Genomic DNA, 15583 nt, shown 5'->3' on the forward strand with positions numbered 1-15583 from the left:
ATCAACTAGCGCAAGCGGCTGGAATTAGCGGGGCCGAGGATAACCGCATTGAGCAGCAACAGGTCCAGCCCTTCCAGATAGGCACGCGTGGTCGGAGACTGGGTAAAGGCCACGACATGGCCACGACCCATCCGGCGTGTCACCACAAAGGGTTTGTGCGCGAGCTGTTCTGCATATTCCGCCCACAGATATCCACCCTGAAGCAATTCCTCCGGCCCGGCGAAACGCAATGCGGTCGTCGCATCATCCAGCGCAACCGGCGCGTAGATGTCCGATCCGGTCACCAGCGCATAGGCACCGTTTTCGTAGCCAGCTGACATCCAGCTATCGGTATTGGCGGTGACAGATACCAGCGCGCCCGGCGAGGAATCCGGCATGGCGCCATGCACCGCTTCCGCGATCATGCGCTCGGCCTCGCTGGTGAGAACACTGCCATCGGTCACACCGGCGGACTGTCCCTCCGCATCGCGTGGCGATTGCGCAGCGCGCTCCCGCTGCAGCGGCAGAAAGCCATTGTCCGCATCGGCCAGCCAGCGCGTGGCGGTGCCAAGACCCACAAGCACACCCCCGTCACGGACATATCCCTGCAAGGCAGAACGCGCGCTACCCAGCATCGAATTATAGCCCGGGAAACCCTGGTCCGGCATGATGATGACATCGAACCGGTCCAGGTCCGCACGACTGATCGAGGCCGGGCGGATGATGGTCACAGGCAGGTTGTAGCGGCGCTCGAGAATATAGCGGGTCGCACCGGTTTCCGTGGCGCCAACACCCTGCCCCCACAGGAGGGCAATACGCGGCGCAAACACCGGCGAGAAGTTCCCGGAACCCGGATTGGGGCCCTCGTCGACCCAGCTGCTCTCCATGCCATGCACTTCTGCGCCGCTTTCACGGGCGTGACGTGTGATCAGGAATTCAAGCTCGGCACCATTATCGCTGCGCGGGACCACAACCGATCCGCTGGGATAGGTCGTATTGCCAATACGGAACGGTACCGTCGTCGTGCGCATCTGCACACCCTCGCGGGCCAACGCCGCGACCAGGTGAGCCTGGCCGGCATCATCCCACGGGATGGCGAAACCCCACGCCGCGTCCATGTCGACAAGCTGCGCATCGGGCAAACCATCCGCACTGACGATCACGCCAGCACTTCCCGGCGCGCGTCGACATTGCGTCGCCTCGACATTGCTCATAAGCGGCAGGGCCCAGGCGGTGACATCATACAGCTGGGCATTGAGGCCGGCCTCGCGGCGGCGTTCCTGTTCGTCGACAAAATCGGACGGAAGATCCGTTGTCGGCTCCAGCAACGTACGCGCCAGCCGGCCGGCGGGCTGGTCGTACCGCACCACATAGGCGCCATCATCAAATGTCGCGCCGCACAGGGACTGGCGCCCTTCCAGACGCTCAACCGTGATGCCCTGATAGGCAAGCTGGCGAGCCAGACGATCGGCATTCCAGGAATTTACGCTGGCATCAAAGACCGCCGCTTCATTGCCATTGGGCTGGCGACCACCGCTGGCGCGGAAATCGGCGTACTCGCCAAGCAGCTGCACGCGGTTGCGCGCGGCCGCCTCGACAGTGGAGAGGCTGGTGACAAAATTACGGTCAACGCCATCGCCATAGGTCAGGATGGATCCATCCGGACGGCGCCAGGACAGGCCACGGGCAGACCCCTGTTCATAGGTCATCGAGACCGCACCATGCAGGGTCGGCCACATATCGCCATAGCCCGGATAGAAGGCGTCATAGACCTCGCGCGTGAAGTAGTGATAGCCCAGCTCGTCGAAATAGCCGACATGATTGCGGCCGATCAGTTCCTGGGTGCGACGCTGGTGCGCCTCGATATTCGGATTGAAGGGCTCGGCAGACGGCGCGAAAAAATAGGTCGAGTCACCGCTCATCTCGTGCGAGTCGACGACAACCTGCGGCCACCAGACCTGCATCTCGCGCACCCGGCCACGTGTTTCCGGCTGGGTCAGGGAGAACCAGTCACGGTTCAGATCGAACAGGTAGTGATTGTAACGACCGCGCGGCCAGGGCTGGTCATGTTCCACCGCATAACGATCAGCGCTCGGCTCAAGGCCACGAGCAGATTCGAATGAATTCACAAAACGCGAGCGGCCATCCGGGTTTTGGGTCGGATCAATGATGATCAGGGCATTGTCAAAAATCGTTTCGACCGTCTCGTCATCCTCGGCAGCCAGCAGGTGGTAGGCCGTTCGCAGACCGGCCCCCGTCGGAGAGATCTCATCGCCATGAACGCCATAGGACAGCCAGACAACAATCGGCATTTCCTCGATCAGACGATCGCGCTCGGCAGCCGACATCCCGTCCGGATTAGCCAGGGCATTCATGCCCGCACGGACCCGGTCCAGATCCGCCATGCGTTCCGGCGACCCGATCACGGCATAGACCAGCTCTCGTCCTTCCCAGGTCGTCGCATAAGAGAAGACATCGACGCGATCCGGCGCCGCCTCTTCCAGTGCGCGGATATAGGCGATCGCGGTTTCCGGTCGTGTGACTTCATCGCGGAAGTCATGCCCGGCAAACTCCTCGAGCGTGGGGATGTTATCGTCATAACGCACGTTAAATGGCGCAGACTGGCCCATGGCTGGCGCCGTCGTGAAAAACAGCGCCGCGCTGAAAGCGGCAAGAGACCTGATCATATTCCTCCCCAGAATGTTGCGTCCCGATGACTTAGACGGAATTGTCCTAAACTCAAATCACGACTTACGGCGTGACAATATCGAAAGACGGCACCGGCTGTTCCAGCAGCGAGAAGAAGCGCAGCAACCGTCCACGATCGCCCGTTACGGCAAAATCGCTCGACGTGATCATGTCCATGAGGCCGGCCTCCTGCTGGATCAGGCGCAGCCAGAAGGCCCGGGTCAGATTGACGGTCGCATCGGCATCATCCGCAGCGGCGCGCTCATAATGGCGCATCACCCCGTTGGAGATCTCAATCACAAAAGTCTGACCCGTATCCTCAAAGATGAAGTTCAGCACCGCCTCAAACTCACCCGCCTCCCCGGCGTCCAGACGCGTGGCCATGGCCGTGAAGAACATGTCCAGAGGAATGGTCTCCAGGATGTTGCCAGCCGCCCGCGTCACATCACGTGCCTCCACACCGTGACGCAGCTCGTAGGCACCGGTCAGATAGACATCACGCCAGGGGCCGGACTCGGCCTGGTAGCCCAGCTGCTCATAGCTGCGCGCCAGGAGCTCACGCGCAGTGGCGCTGGCGGGTTCGGCAAAGACAGCATGCTGGGCGAGCTCGGCAGCCCATCGGTACTCACCCGCCTCAAACGCATTTCCTGCCGTTTCGAGCACGGCGTCCAGACCGCCCATCGCCGCGATATATCGCTCGGCCGCCTCGACGCGCGGCAGGGCGTTGAGATGCGCAGGAACACCGTCATACCAGCCGAAATAGCGCTGATAGACCGCCCGCGAATTATGTCGAAGCGTGCCGTAATAACCCCGGATTGCGAAATTGTTTTCCAGCGCTGTCGGCAAGGTAATCGCTTCGGCAATCTCGTCAGGGCGCAGGCCCGACGCCGCCAGACGCAGGGTCTGATCGTGGATGTATTTGTAGATGTCCCGCTGCCCGGCGAGATAGTCGCGGACCTCGGCATTGCCCCAGACCGGCCAGTGATGGCTGTTGAAGATCACCTCGGTGCGGTCACCGAACCGCATCAGCGCATCATCGATCGCCGCTGACCAGGCCAGCGCATCACGCACCTGGGCTCCCCGCAGCGTGTAGAGATTGTGCATGGTGCGCGAGACGATCTCGGCGCCGCACCAGGCCTGGTAGTCCGGGAAGAACACTGTCAGCTCGGCCGGAGCCTCGGTGTGCGGGGCGTACTGGAACTCCATGCGCACACCGCCGAACTCCAGCGCTTGGCCGCTTTGGTGAATAATGTGCGTGGGCGCAGCGATTGTATACGTGCCGATGGCCGGATGCTGACCCAGGCCGGAGCCGACATGACCGCGCGGCGTTCGCGGCAGGGGCATGCCGTACATGTAGCCGGAGCGACGTCCCATCACCACGCCGGCGATAACATTCTCGCTGACAGCCTCGGTCAGGAAATGGGCTGGCGCGATCAGGCTCACCTCGCCTGAAGCGATTTGCTCCAGCTCCACCACGCCAGCCAGGCCGCCAAAATGGTCGATATGACTGTGCGTGAGAATGATCGCAGCGATGGGGCGTTCGCCCAGTGCCTCATTGACCAGCTGCATCGCCGCCCGTGCGGTTTCCACAGAAGTCAGAGGGTCAATGATGATCCGGCCATCCGGCCCATCAATGACGGACATGTTGGAAAGATCATAGCCACGCACCTGGTAGACACCCTCGGTGACCTCGAACAGGCCGTGAATGGCGTTGAGCTGTGACTGGCGCCAGAGGCTGGGATTGACCGTCGCCGGCGGTTCGCTGTCGAGAAAGGCATAGTCGGCGGCCCGCCAGACAATTTCACCTTCCGCCCCGCGTATATCCAGACTGTCCTCGCGCGACACCAGCCCGCGCATGGCGAGTTCGAAATCAGCGTCATCCTGCATCAGGGGCGAGGCGAGGACCTCGCCATTATAGGCCTGCGTGGCGGGCGTGGCGGCTCGGAAACCGGACGCATCGACCGCGGCCTCCGCGTCATACTCCGCCACGTTTTCACGTGTGGGCGCGCCGCACGCGCCCAGGCTTGCTGTCAGCACGATCATGGGCAGCGCATGCGACCAACTGGTTTTGTTGTACAACGGACTTCTCCCCCGTGTTTTGCAGTCAGACTAAGCGCACTTGCTTCCCGCGCAAACCTCCCTAGCCTAAAGAGAATATCCAATCATGCCGGGGATCGAATGTCTTTCGAAAGCGCTTGGGAATCAGTCTGGAACCGGATCGGCCTGACCGATGCGGTTGCGCGCGCCGCCTTGCAGCGCGCAAGCGAGCTCGCACAGGTGCCAGATGGCGAGCCTGTGATCTCCCAGGATGCGACCGACGACAGCGTCTATCTTCTGCTGGATGGCGAGATGCGGGTCGGAGTGCTGGCACGGTCGGGGCAGGATGTCTGGGTCAGCTATCTCGAGCCGGGCGCGATGTTTGGCGAAATGGCCGCACTGACGGGCGATCCGCGCACGACGGAGATCACGGCCAGCAAGGACAGCGTTGTCGCCCGCATTACCGGCGAGGATTTCCTGGCGCTGATCGAGGCGCACGGCCAGATTGGCCTCGCCCTGTCACGCATGCTGGCCGCCCGCATGCACGCCACCACCCGTCGCATGTTCGAGTTGAGCGCCCTGTCGACGACGGGCCGCATCTATGCGGAATTGCTGCGCATGTCGCGCAGCAGTGACGAGGGGGGCACGCGGATTATCTCGCCCATCCCGTCCTTCAAGGAGATCGGGGACCGGGTGGCCGCGGCGCGTGAAACCGTGTCCCGCACGGTCAGCCGCCTGGCCGAACGCGGTCTGATACAGCGCGGGGACGACCATATCGAGCTGATCGATCCGGAACAGCTAAGCCGTCTCGAGGATACCATGTGAACTGCGAAACGCCCGCGCGACCAGGGAGTCCGGGGCGACCTTGCGCAGCGTGTACAGCCGCACGGGCGGCAATTGCGGATCGACGCGTTTGAGCCCCACCGGTTCACAGCGAAACCCGCCATCCTGTTCCATCGCCAGCACCGCAGCAAAGGCTTCACTGGCGAAAATCGTGCCGGGCATAGCCGTGCTTTCGATGCGCGCCGCGAGAGACACCTGGGCCCCGAACAGGCTGTCCCGGTCCATCAAGGGGTCTCGCCCCTGGTGCGCCGGACCGAAATGCAGGCCGATGCGCAGGTCGAGCTGGTCCGGAAGATCCAACTCGGTCAGGTCAATCGCCTTGAAAGCCTGCATCAATTGCGAAGCGGCTTCCGCGGCCTCGCAACTGCCTGAATAGGCAAGAAAAAGTCCATCACCCCAGCTGTCGAGATAGGCCGGTGATGTCGCCCGAGCGGCCATGGCCATCGGCTTGAGCACGGCCTCCACGAAACTCGGCACGGTGTCCTCGGCGATGCGGGAAGAACCGACCACATCGGCAAACAGCATCGCCCGCATGGCGGGGCGGTAGTCACTGGCCTCGGCTTCCAGCGGCCGCTTTGGCCGCGCGCTCGAACGCTCGCGACGGACCTCGATCAGGCTCTGCTGCAAGTCCGCGCCCAGCCAGATATCGCCATCGCGCGCCGTGCCGAACTCCCGGGCCGGGTCGGACGGGTCGAGCACCAGCAGCTGGACCGGCTCTGTCGCCAGCATTTCGGCGCGCAAGCGGGCCAGACCCATGGCGATGGAACTGGCCAGATTGATCGACGCACCGGAGATCAGCACTCGGTCCGAACTGGTCTCGAGAATATCATCTGCCTCACCCAGACAATGTTCGCAGCGGCGTACCCATTCGCGACCAAAAGGCTGCACCGAGCTCTGCAGGAAGACATCAACCGGCACGGGCAGCACCACGGTCAACGACGCCCCGCGTCGAAGCACTGCCTCGGCAAACAGGATGTCGGCCCCGGCGGCCAGTGCACCGAAAGCGGCTCCGGTGTTGTGTTGTTCCAGCGCCTGCTCGATGCGGCCGGCCAGGCTGTTGCTCTCGCCACCCGCTGGAAGCAATTCGGCCACTTCAGAGAAGATATGGCCGGCATAGTGGAAGGGGCGCGGCAGGACCGGCAGGGGTAGCGATTGCGCGCTGAGCCCCATGGCGGAACCGACGAGGGCCAGCTGGCGACGGGTCACGGCATGGGCGCCGTAGTTTTCCGGATCCTCGGCCAGCGCTGCGTTGAGGGCGACCTGCGCCGCACGCAGATCCCCGAGCAGGAGGTGAGCTTCAGCGGTAGAGGCGAGCTGGTAGTACCGGGCCTGCGGATTGCCAGCCTGGACCTCGCCGGAGGACAGCACTCGCCGCGCATACTCGCGGGCCTGGTTCCCGTCCCCGCTGAGCGCCATCATGCTGGCGGCATTCACACCGGTATAGGATCCGCCAGTCGCCTCGAACACGGCGCCGTAACGAAGAGCGGACTGGCGGGCCAGGGGCTGGAAGTGTTCGCTGACGGCCTCGAATGCCATCGCCTTCACCAGGCGCGCATCCAACGCCATCAGATCCTCGTCCAGCTCGGCCTGGTGCAGACCGTATTCGCGGAATTCTCTACGAGCCCGGTCAATCGCGCCACTGCGCAGAAGGCAGATGACGGCAGCGTGTTTCAGCCGCGCGTCATCGGGATTTTCCTGGAGGGCCCGCAGACACAGTTCATGCGCGCGTACGAGATTGCCGTTGCGGATCTCTGCGTCGACCGTGTTCTTCAAACGCCCCCTCCCAGAGTGATTGGCGATCGAGCCAGGTCAGAAGGCTGATGAAATACCGGGCCTAGGACGGACCGACATCCACATCGACCTCCGGATCAATGATCAATCGCGTGACTTGCTGCCCGGCATTCTGGGACGCCTCGATGAAGAGCGCAAACTGATGTTTGACACGTTTTTTCACCTTCTGCACACCGATCTGGAAGCTGAATGGCTTGGCGCTCTGGCCATGCAGGTCCAGCCAGTCCAGGCCACAGAAAAGGGCTTCGGCCCCCTCGGTCTTGAACTTGATGCGGGCTTCCTCGAATCCCCAGCCCGGCGCGTGGACATGGAAGATGATGCGCGCGGGACCGACGACGTGCTGGTCGAACGGGCAATTCATGACACCGGAACACGGCGCCCACATGCCGGCAAGCGCCGAGGTAACCGCCATCCGCATGGTCGCAGAGTTGGTAGTGGCATAATCGTCCACAACCTCATTGAATACCATCAGGATCTGCGTGATTTGGGTATCGTCAAACGCCGGCAATCCCCAGTCACTTCCGTTGACCACGACAAATCCGTCATTGGCTTTCGCAATCAGGCTGAGATAAGTGAGCTCCGGCTCGAAATCGCAGGCGTCATCAATATTGGCCTGAACCCGGCTGCCATCGAATGATTCTTGGTCGATCATGGTAATCCCCTCTCTACTCACAAACTCGGATATTTATTCTGCTGGCTCCATGGCTGCCGCCAGGGCATTGGCCTGTTCCAGCTGGGCACGCAGGAAGATGTGCTCCACCCCTTCCGGGCGGGCTTCATAGGCTGTCAATGCCTGGCCCAGCACCGTGTCCGCGTCAGCGTGACGCCCCGCTGCACGGTGTTGTTCCGCCAGAAAATTCGAGATCAACAAGGTATAGATATAGTCCTGGCTGGACGCGGAGCCGTCTTCGCGGGCGCGGGCAAATTGCACCAGCAAGTTCTCGCCTTCCGAGCGTGATGCCTCTTCCTCACCGATCGCCGCGAGCAGGCGCATTTGGCTGGCACGGACCTGGACGCGGGCCTCACCGATCTGGTCAAGCTCCGCTGTCTCCCAGCTCTCATGGCTCATCAGACGCGACAGGTTTATCATGGCCGCTCGGGCCTCGGCTACCTCACCCGCGAACAGGTGGGCATCAACCAGCAGTGACAGCGTGCGCACCGCATTTATGCGCCAGTTCACGCGGTCCGGTTCGTGACGGACCAAGGCCTGCGCCTCAAGCGAGGCCGGGATGAGATAGACCAGCGCGTTCTCGACAGATTCCGCGCTGGGCGGGGCTCTCATATAAAGGTGCATGCGTGCGACATTGGCCTCGGCAACCATGGCATCACGGCGAAGACGCCAGTCATCCTCGAAATTCTCTGCGCCATTGAGTACTTCGATCTGTTCAAGCAGGTGAAGGATAGCGCCCTGGGCGTCCATATTCTCCTCGCGAACGGAGGCCAGCCAGCCATAGGATCCGGCCAGATTATCGCGTTGGGCGTTAGTCGGATATTGCTGGAACGCGCTGGCGAAGTGGTCGCGACCATATTCGAAAGAGGCTTCAGCCTCTTCCAGATTGCCGCGGCGCATCTGGACAATACCCATATTGTTGCGCGCATGCCCCGCCTCGTTCAGCCATTCCAGATTGGTCGGGTCGATCTCAACCAGCTGTTCGGTAAGCTGTCTGTACTCGTCCCACCGCGCCTCGGCGATATCCAGCTCCTGCCCAAGAAAGGCGAAATACCCCAGCCAGAAGCTCGACTGGCTGTGCTCGTAGATCCGGGCCGGTTCGGTCGGATCTCGCTCCAGGATAACGCGGGTGGCCTCGAAAGCAGACGTTGAATAACCGCGCGCAGCTTGCAGATCTCCCTGTGCCAGCTCGATCTCGGCCAGCATGTGTCGCGCCCGGGCGCTACGTCCGAGCGAATCCGCTGTCATCTCCCGCGAAGGCTGGGCGGAATAGTATTCGATGACCTTCTCCCCAACTGCGTCGAGAACATCGAGACGGCCAACGGGCTGAAGCTGCGCCTTGAGATCAGTAAGCATGAATTCGATCAAATCCTCTGCTTCCGCTTTTCGATGCTCCGCCTCGGATCGAGCCGACATCGCAAGCAATGAAAGTGAGGTCATGATTAACGCAAGAGCCGAGGTAACCACCGTGACCGCCGTCACGCGACGCTGTCGCCGTTGCAAATCGCGTTGCAGGATTTGATCGAGCGGAAGACCGAACAGGCCGGCGACCAGCTTGACGACGCCCGTGCGCTTACCATCCTTGCCCGGGCGGAAATCGGCTCCGGCCGGCTCATCGAACCCGCCATCCTCCCGCGGCCGACGCAGGGTGGGTGGGTAACAATTCTCGTTGCTGTCCTCACCGCCGGGTTCACCCGCCGTGATCGCGGCGAGGATCGGCCGGTCCGGATGCAACTCCCGAAAAACCTCGACCTCCCGATTGACCCATTGTGACTTTGCCGCCGACGGCGAGCAGACCACGATCAGCGCGGCCGACGAAGCCAGGGCGTCTTGCACGACGGCGGAGAGGTCGTTTGCTGCCGGCAAGTCATCGCGATCCCGGAAAATGCGACCGATCCGGCCGGGAACCGCGCCATCTGCCGTCACCAGGTGTTTGGGGATCCGGTAGGTCTCGAGCTGACGATGCAGCCAGCGCGCAAAACGCTCATCATCGTGAGAGTAGCTTATAAAAGCTGCGTAGTTCGAAACGTCGGTCATGCGAGTCCCCAAAATCACTCACCGACCACTCTCCTTCACACGCATTGCGTGCGCAAGCAGAAGCGAAGCCCAGCTTGTTGAAAATGGTCACGATTTTGGGCGGCATACCGATTGGAAGCGATAGGGCGGAGTGCGACGCGCTGATCAGGCGCTTATTGGGCAAGTGCCGCACTCCGCCAAGCATGCTGAGGGATGTTTTGGGGCCATCCCGGTCGGCAGCCAGAGCAATCTAGCGAGCTTCGTGGGCGCTTCGCGTGACTGCGGTCACGCCATAAAACTTTTATGCAGCAGAAACTTGCGCGAGTTCGATCGTCACACCGCCGAGACCGGCGCGCGTATAGAGCCGGACTGGCAGATAGTATCGGCCACCATCTATCGGAGCGAGCCAGATCCGCAAGGGCTGGCTGAGTTCGCGCTCGCTGGGATAATCTTCCGGATCATATCCCGAGATCGGCTCGTACCAGATATCACACAAAACCGCCTCACCGCGCCATCCACGTGTCCGGATGCGGTCACGGCCGCGATTTTCGAGGCGCAGATTGTATCGCGATTTGCCGTCAAACACCGGCAGCACCCCTTCACAACCACGCCCCTCATCCCGGTTCAACTGCTCTGACAGGGCAACAAAGGCGGACATCGGATCGATCGCGCCAGTGCGATCATCCTCCGAAGCCGGTGGCACGCCCCAGGAGCCAAAGGGCGGCTCGACTGCAGATCGGGCAACCCCTTCGGCGAAGCTCACCTCGACCGAGCGGACCTTGCGTCCGGTCCGCTCGACATGGGCATAACGACGAGGCGAGGCCTCGGTATCTTCGATATATCCCTGCACTTCCGCATTGATGTCAAAATCAGTGAACAGTGCTGCCAGCCCGGCTGCCTCGATCCGGGTGCTGGCGGAGTAGGCGGTATCCGCGAGCCGGGCCTCGAAAACGATGTCACCCACCGGGAAAATCAGAACGCGACTGGAATAACGCGCAGTCAGGGAAAACGTATCCTGCGCAGGGACAACCGCGTCTTCACTGGCCACAGAGGCCGGTGCCGTCAGCAATGACAGGCCCAAACAGGCCGGCACGGCCAGTCGCACAATCGAGTGTGAAACCGCGGATAGTCGAGACAGGAAAACCATCCACCAAGAATGACACATGCGGCTTTGCGCTCCAATTTGGATAACGCTAACATGCCGCCATGACCCCGCTTGCTCAAACCGATCTCGTCTGGGGCGCCTGGCGCGCCCGCCAGAACCAGCATACCCGCGAGCCGTCAGGCTTTGCCGACCTGCTCGCCCGATGTCTGGACCTGGATATCGACTGGATCGATCACGCGGATATCTATGATGATGGTGCCGTCGAAGCCCTGCACGGCGAGGCGCTGGCGCATCTTGATGCCGAGCAGCTCAAGCGACTGCACGTCATCACCAAGTGCGGTGTACGGTTTCCCAGCCCCGGCCAGCCCGGCGTGCGCACAGTGCACTATCGGTCCGACGCCGCCTATATCCAGCAGCAAGCAGAGGCCTCTCTGAAACGGCTCGGCGTGGAGCAGATCGGCCTCTATTTGCTGCATCGACCGGATTATCTGATGCGCGCAGATGAAACGGCACGGGCACTGGAGGACCTCGTTTCCGCAGGCAAGGTCGCCGCTTACGGCGCCTCCAACTTCTCCATACACCAGCTCAGCCGCCTTCAGGCCGCCAGCGATCTGCCGATCGCCGCGCACCAGATCGAAATTTCGGTGTGCGAGAGCTCAGCGCTCGATGATGGCCGATTGGACCGGGCCGCGCAGGCGAGTATGCCCCTCCTGGCCTGGTCCCCGCTGGCTGGCGGACGATTGTTTGGTGGCAGCGATGCATTCGCGCCTGTCCGCGCATGCCTTGAACGTGTCCAGCAGGATATGGATGCAGGTGGAATCGACGAGATCGCGCTTGCCTGGTTGAAAAACCTGCCAGCGCATACAATCCCGATCCTGGGCACGATGAAACCGGAACGGCTGGAACGACAAGCCAACGCCTACCGCCAGATCACGCTGGACCGCCAGGACTGGTACGCCCTCCTCGAAGCGGCACGGGGAGCGCCAGTTCCCTAACCCTTCAGGGATGTCGCGAACCGGGCATTGGCTTCGATCTCATCCCACTGACCGGCCTCGATCATTGCGGCATTGGCAATCCAGGACCCTCCGACGCAGGCGACATTCGGTGTCGCCAGGTAATCAGCCGCACGCTCGCGGGTGATCGAACCGGTCGGGCAGAAACGAATATCCGGCAGTGGTCCCTTGAGAGATTTGAGATAATCCAGCCCGCCAGCCTGTTCAGCCGGGAAGAATTTCATCGCTTCGAAACCCGCTGCCGACGCCGTCATGGCCTCGCTCGCGGTTGCCACACCCGGCAGTGCAGGTACGTCCACGGCGAGCATCGCGGCAGCAAGCTCATCCGTCAGGCCCGGCGACACCAGGAAGTGAGCTCCGGCCGCAACCGACCGGGTCACATCATCGCCCGTGCGCAGCGTGCCCATGCCGACAATCAACTCTGGCTCGGCAGCCTGCATGCGCTGCATGACCTCGATGGCAGCATCTGTGCGCAAGGTCATCTCGACCACGCGCAAACCGCCGCGCGCGAGCGCATGCGCCAGGGGCTCGGCGTCGGCCGCATTCTTGACCGCCAGAACCGGGATCACGCTGGCCGCGGCCAGCAGCTCGTCCATGGAAACTTCCATTAAAGGCCTCCAGCTTCTGCCAGAGCGGCAGCGCCCAGAAGCGCAGCCTTGTCGGACAGGATGAGATTGACGGGAATGTTGGACACATAATGCGTCATAGGTCCGCGACGTTGAAAACGGGCTTCAAAGGCGCTGTCCGGAACCAGTTCGCGAATTCTTGGCAGAATACCGCCGCCAAGATAGATCCCGCCGCGTGCGCCAGCGATAACCGCGACATCACCGGCATAGGCGCCCAGCACGGCGCAAAACAGGTCAACGACCCGGCGACAGATCGAATTCGGATCGCTGATCGCCTCGGCCGTGACGTCCTCGGGTCGATGACCGGGCCAGGGTTCGCCGGAGAGATGGCACAGCGCGCGGTGGATGTTCACCAGACCGCGCCCCGACAACAGGCGCTCCCAGGAGACAAAACCATACTCGTCCGCGATAAACCGCCCGACCGCGATTTCTTCCTCGGTCCGGGGTGCGAAACCGGCATGACCGCCTTCCGTCGCGACAACATTGACACCATCACCGCGCGGGATGACCAGGCCGAGACCCAGCCCGGTGCCTGGCCCGAGCACGGCACAAGGCGCTCCGGGGATCGCAGTGCCCTTGTGCAAGGTCATCAAAGCGTCTCGACCGCTCAGAGGTGCGCCCCTTGCCTGGGCCGCGAAATCATTGACCGGCAGAAGTTGTTCCAGGCGCAAATCTTCCGCCAGGTCCTTTGGGCAGAACCGCCAGGTGGAGTTGGTCAACTTGACCTTGCCCTCGGATACTGGCCCGGCTACGGCAAAGCAGGCACGCGACGGGTGCCCGCCTGAGCAACTCTCCAGAAAAGCATGCGCAGCGTCACGCAGGTTCTCGAAATCCTCGTTTTTGAGCCGTCGCGTTTCTTCCAGTTCAAACCCGGAACGCACAGACCCTGACACCATTGCAAACCTTGCATTGGTGCCGCCGATATCGGCTACGAGATATCGATCAACCATACCCATGGTCAGACCGTCACCATATCACGAACAATATTCTCGCCGAGCCCCGGAATGGCGATCGCTCCCTCTTCAGCCGCACTGGCAACGGCCCTGAAACCAGCAAAGAGCTCTCGCCCCATTCCCAGCGTCGCAGATGTATCAAGACGCGCCTGCTCGCGCTTGTCGAAGCCGGGTCCGGTCAGCTGCAACGTGCCGGCGTCTGCGTGCAAACTGATCATGTCCCCGTCACTCACCCGCGCGAGCGGTCCCCCAAGCGCTGCTTCCGGACTGACATGAATTGCTGCCGGCACTTTCCCCGAAGCACCGGACATGCGTCCGTCCGTGACCAGCGCCACCTTGAAGCCGCGATCTTGTAACGACCCCAGCGCGGGCGTCAATTTGTGCAATTCCGGCATGCCATTGGCACGCGGCCCCTGGAACCGCAGCACAGCCACAAAATCGCGTTCCAGCTCACCTGCCTTGAAAGCCGCCATCAAGTCATCCTGGCTGTCAAACACGATGGCTGGCGCTTCAACCACTCGGTTCTCCGGTTTCACGGCAGAGACCTTGATCACCGAGCGTCCGAGATTGCCGTCGAGAACCCGCAAACCGCCATCAGCGGAAAACGGCTCGGCGACCGGGCGGACAATGTCCAGATTGGCGCTTTCGCGCGTACCTTCAGACCAGTCCAGCTCACCATCCCTGTCATAGGGCTCGCGGGTATAGTGCTGCAGCCCGTCGCCCGCGACCGTCTTCACATCACCATGCAACAGACCAGCCTCCAGAAGCTCACGGATCACCAGGGCAAGGCCGCCTGCCGCGTGGAAATGGTTCACATCTGCCGGGCCGTTGGGATAGACGCGGCAAAGCAACGGTGTCACCGAGGCGAGGTCGTCGAAATCCTGCCAGTTGATGGCGATACCGGCCGCACGCGCAATGGCGATCAGATGGATGGTGTGATTGGTGGAGCCACCTGTAGCGTGCAGGCCGACAATGGCATTGAGAATGGCCCGCTCGTCGACAATATGGCCGAGCGGCGTGAATTCATCGCCGGAGTGCACCAGGTCCAGCGCCCGTTTGGCCGCAGCACGTGTCAGCTTCTCGCGCAGCGGGTCGGTCGGATTGATGAAGGCAGATCCGGGCACGTGAAGGCCCATGATTTCCATCAGCATCTGGTTTGAGTTGGCAGTACCGTAGAAGGTGCAGGTTCCCGGCGAATGATAACTCTTGCTCTCGGCCTCCAGCAGGGCATCGCGACCGACCTTGCCCTCGGCATAAAGCTGGCGCACTCGAGCCTTTTCGGGATTGGGCAGGCCGGAACGCATTGGGCCTGCTGGCACAAAAATCGACGGCAGATGACCAAAACGCAGCGCGCCCATCATCAGACCCGGGATGATCTTGTCGCACACGCCCAGAAACAGCGCCGCATCAAACATGTTGTGGGAGAGCCCGACTGCCGTGGCCATGGCGATGACATCGCGGCTGAACAGGGACAACTCCATCCCGTCCTGGCCCTGGGTGACACCGTCACACATGGCCGGCACACCGCCTGCGACCTGCGCGACACCGCCATGTTTGCGCAGCTCATCACGAATGATTTCCGGATAGGTTTCAAACGGCTGGTGCGCGGACAGCATATCATTATAGGCGGTGATAATGCCGACATTAGCACTGCCACCATCTTTCAACGCCCGCTTGTCGGTACCGCCACAGGCCGCAAAGCCGTGGGCCAGGTTTCCACAGGACAGGACGTCTCGATTGCGCCCTTCGCCGATCGCGCGCTCAATCTGGTCCAGATAGGCCTGGCGGGTCGGGCGGGAGCGCTCACGGACACGTTCGGTAACGCGGTGGAGGGTATCATTGAGTGACATGCAAGCGCCTCG

11 protein-coding genes are annotated in these 15583 nt (G+C 62.0%); 2 read left to right on the forward strand and 9 right to left on the reverse strand.

Annotated features, from left to right (window positions below; translation table 11 throughout):
• Positions 1 to 5 precede the first annotated feature (5 nt).
• On the reverse strand, positions 6 to 2666 hold the full coding sequence (locus JJ889_RS10915; RefSeq protein ID WP_291894983.1) for a M14 family metallopeptidase: 2661 nt from the start codon (positions 2664 to 2666) through the stop codon (positions 6 to 8).
• Positions 2667 to 2730: 64 nt separating this feature from the next.
• Complete coding sequence (locus JJ889_RS10920) at positions 2731 to 4746, reverse strand: alkyl sulfatase dimerization domain-containing protein (protein WP_291894985.1); 2016 nt, start codon at positions 4744 to 4746, stop codon at positions 2731 to 2733.
• A 99-nt stretch (positions 4747 to 4845) separates the two neighbouring features.
• Here JJ889_RS10920 and JJ889_RS10925 point away from each other — a divergent pair, with 99 nt between their 5' ends.
• Positions 4846 to 5529, forward strand: a complete 684-nt coding sequence (locus JJ889_RS10925) for a Crp/Fnr family transcriptional regulator (protein WP_291894987.1) — start codon at positions 4846 to 4848, stop codon at positions 5527 to 5529.
• Here the strand turns inward: JJ889_RS10925 and JJ889_RS10930 are convergent.
• The 4 genes from JJ889_RS10930 to JJ889_RS10945 form a co-directional block, all read right to left on the reverse strand.
• Complete coding sequence (locus JJ889_RS10930; protein ID WP_291894989.1) at positions 5503 to 7320, reverse strand: adenylate/guanylate cyclase domain-containing protein; 1818 nt, start codon at positions 7318 to 7320, stop codon at positions 5503 to 5505. The two genes, JJ889_RS10925 and JJ889_RS10930, sit on opposite strands and share 27 nt — an antisense overlap.
• A 61-nt stretch (positions 7321 to 7381) precedes the next feature.
• Entirely contained in the window at positions 7382 to 7990 is a 609-nt protein-coding gene (locus tag JJ889_RS10935) for a hypothetical protein (protein ID WP_291894991.1), read from the reverse strand.
• 33 nt (positions 7991 to 8023) lie between these two features.
• The gene (locus JJ889_RS10940; protein WP_291894994.1) at positions 8024 to 10045 is read right to left on the reverse strand and encodes a TIR domain-containing protein; all 2022 of its coding nucleotides are present in this window, start codon (positions 10043 to 10045) and stop codon (positions 8024 to 8026) included.
• Positions 10046 to 10325: 280 nt separating this feature from the next.
• A complete protein-coding gene (locus JJ889_RS10945; RefSeq protein WP_291894996.1) occupies positions 10326 to 11117 on the reverse strand; it encodes a DUF3108 domain-containing protein in 792 nt (263 codons plus the stop codon).
• 113 nt (positions 11118 to 11230) lie between these two features.
• On the opposite strand from JJ889_RS10945, the gene JJ889_RS10950 reads away from it, so the two are divergent.
• Positions 11231 to 12124: an aldo/keto reductase gene (locus JJ889_RS10950; RefSeq protein ID WP_291894998.1), complete on the forward strand. Its 894-nt coding sequence runs from the start codon at positions 11231 to 11233 to the stop codon at positions 12122 to 12124.
• Here the strand turns inward: JJ889_RS10950 and eda are convergent.
• Genes eda through edd form a run of 3 tightly spaced genes read right to left on the reverse strand, consistent with a single transcriptional unit; the run spans position 12121 to position 15571 of the window.
• On the reverse strand, positions 12121 to 12750 hold the full coding sequence (eda, locus tag JJ889_RS10955; RefSeq protein WP_291895000.1) for a bifunctional 4-hydroxy-2-oxoglutarate aldolase/2-dehydro-3-deoxy-phosphogluconate aldolase: 630 nt from the start codon (positions 12748 to 12750) through the stop codon (positions 12121 to 12123). The genes JJ889_RS10950 and eda overlap by 4 nt on opposite strands.
• Positions 12750 to 13724: a glucokinase gene (glk, locus tag JJ889_RS10960; protein WP_291895001.1), complete on the reverse strand. Its 975-nt coding sequence runs from the start codon at positions 13722 to 13724 to the stop codon at positions 12750 to 12752. Before glk ends, eda begins: the two co-directional genes overlap by 1 nt.
• A 2-nt stretch (positions 13725 to 13726) precedes the next feature.
• Positions 13727 to 15571 carry a phosphogluconate dehydratase gene (edd, locus tag JJ889_RS10965; protein ID WP_291895002.1) on the reverse strand — a complete coding sequence of 615 codons (1845 nt, stop codon included), beginning with the start codon at positions 15569 to 15571 and terminating at the stop codon, positions 13727 to 13729.
• Between the last annotated feature and the right edge of the window lie 12 nt (positions 15572 to 15583).

The sequence above is a fragment of the Maricaulis sp. genome (assembly GCF_017643475.1).
Classification (GTDB): Bacteria; Pseudomonadota; Alphaproteobacteria; order Caulobacterales; family Maricaulaceae; genus Maricaulis.

Coding starts and splice junctions, on each gene's coding strand:
- edd (WP_291895002.1), bottom strand. CDS start 15,571: ATGTCACTCAATGATACCCTCCACCGCGTTACCGAACGTGTCCGTGAG.
- JJ889_RS10950 (WP_291894998.1), top strand. CDS start 11,231: ATGACCCCGCTTGCTCAAACCGATCTCGTCTGGGGCGCCTGGCGCGCC.
- JJ889_RS10915 (WP_291894983.1), bottom strand. CDS start 2,666: ATGATCAGGTCTCTTGCCGCTTTCAGCGCGGCGCTGTTTTTCACGACG.
- glk (WP_291895001.1), bottom strand. CDS start 13,724: ATGGGTATGGTTGATCGATATCTCGTAGCCGATATCGGCGGCACCAAT.
- JJ889_RS10935 (WP_291894991.1), bottom strand. CDS start 7,990: ATGATCGACCAAGAATCATTCGATGGCAGCCGGGTTCAGGCCAATATT.
- eda (WP_291895000.1), bottom strand. CDS start 12,750: ATGGAAGTTTCCATGGACGAGCTGCTGGCCGCGGCCAGCGTGATCCCG.
- JJ889_RS10925 (WP_291894987.1), top strand. CDS start 4,846: ATGTCTTTCGAAAGCGCTTGGGAATCAGTCTGGAACCGGATCGGCCTG.
- JJ889_RS10940 (WP_291894994.1), bottom strand. CDS start 10,045: ATGACCGACGTTTCGAACTACGCAGCTTTTATAAGCTACTCTCACGAT.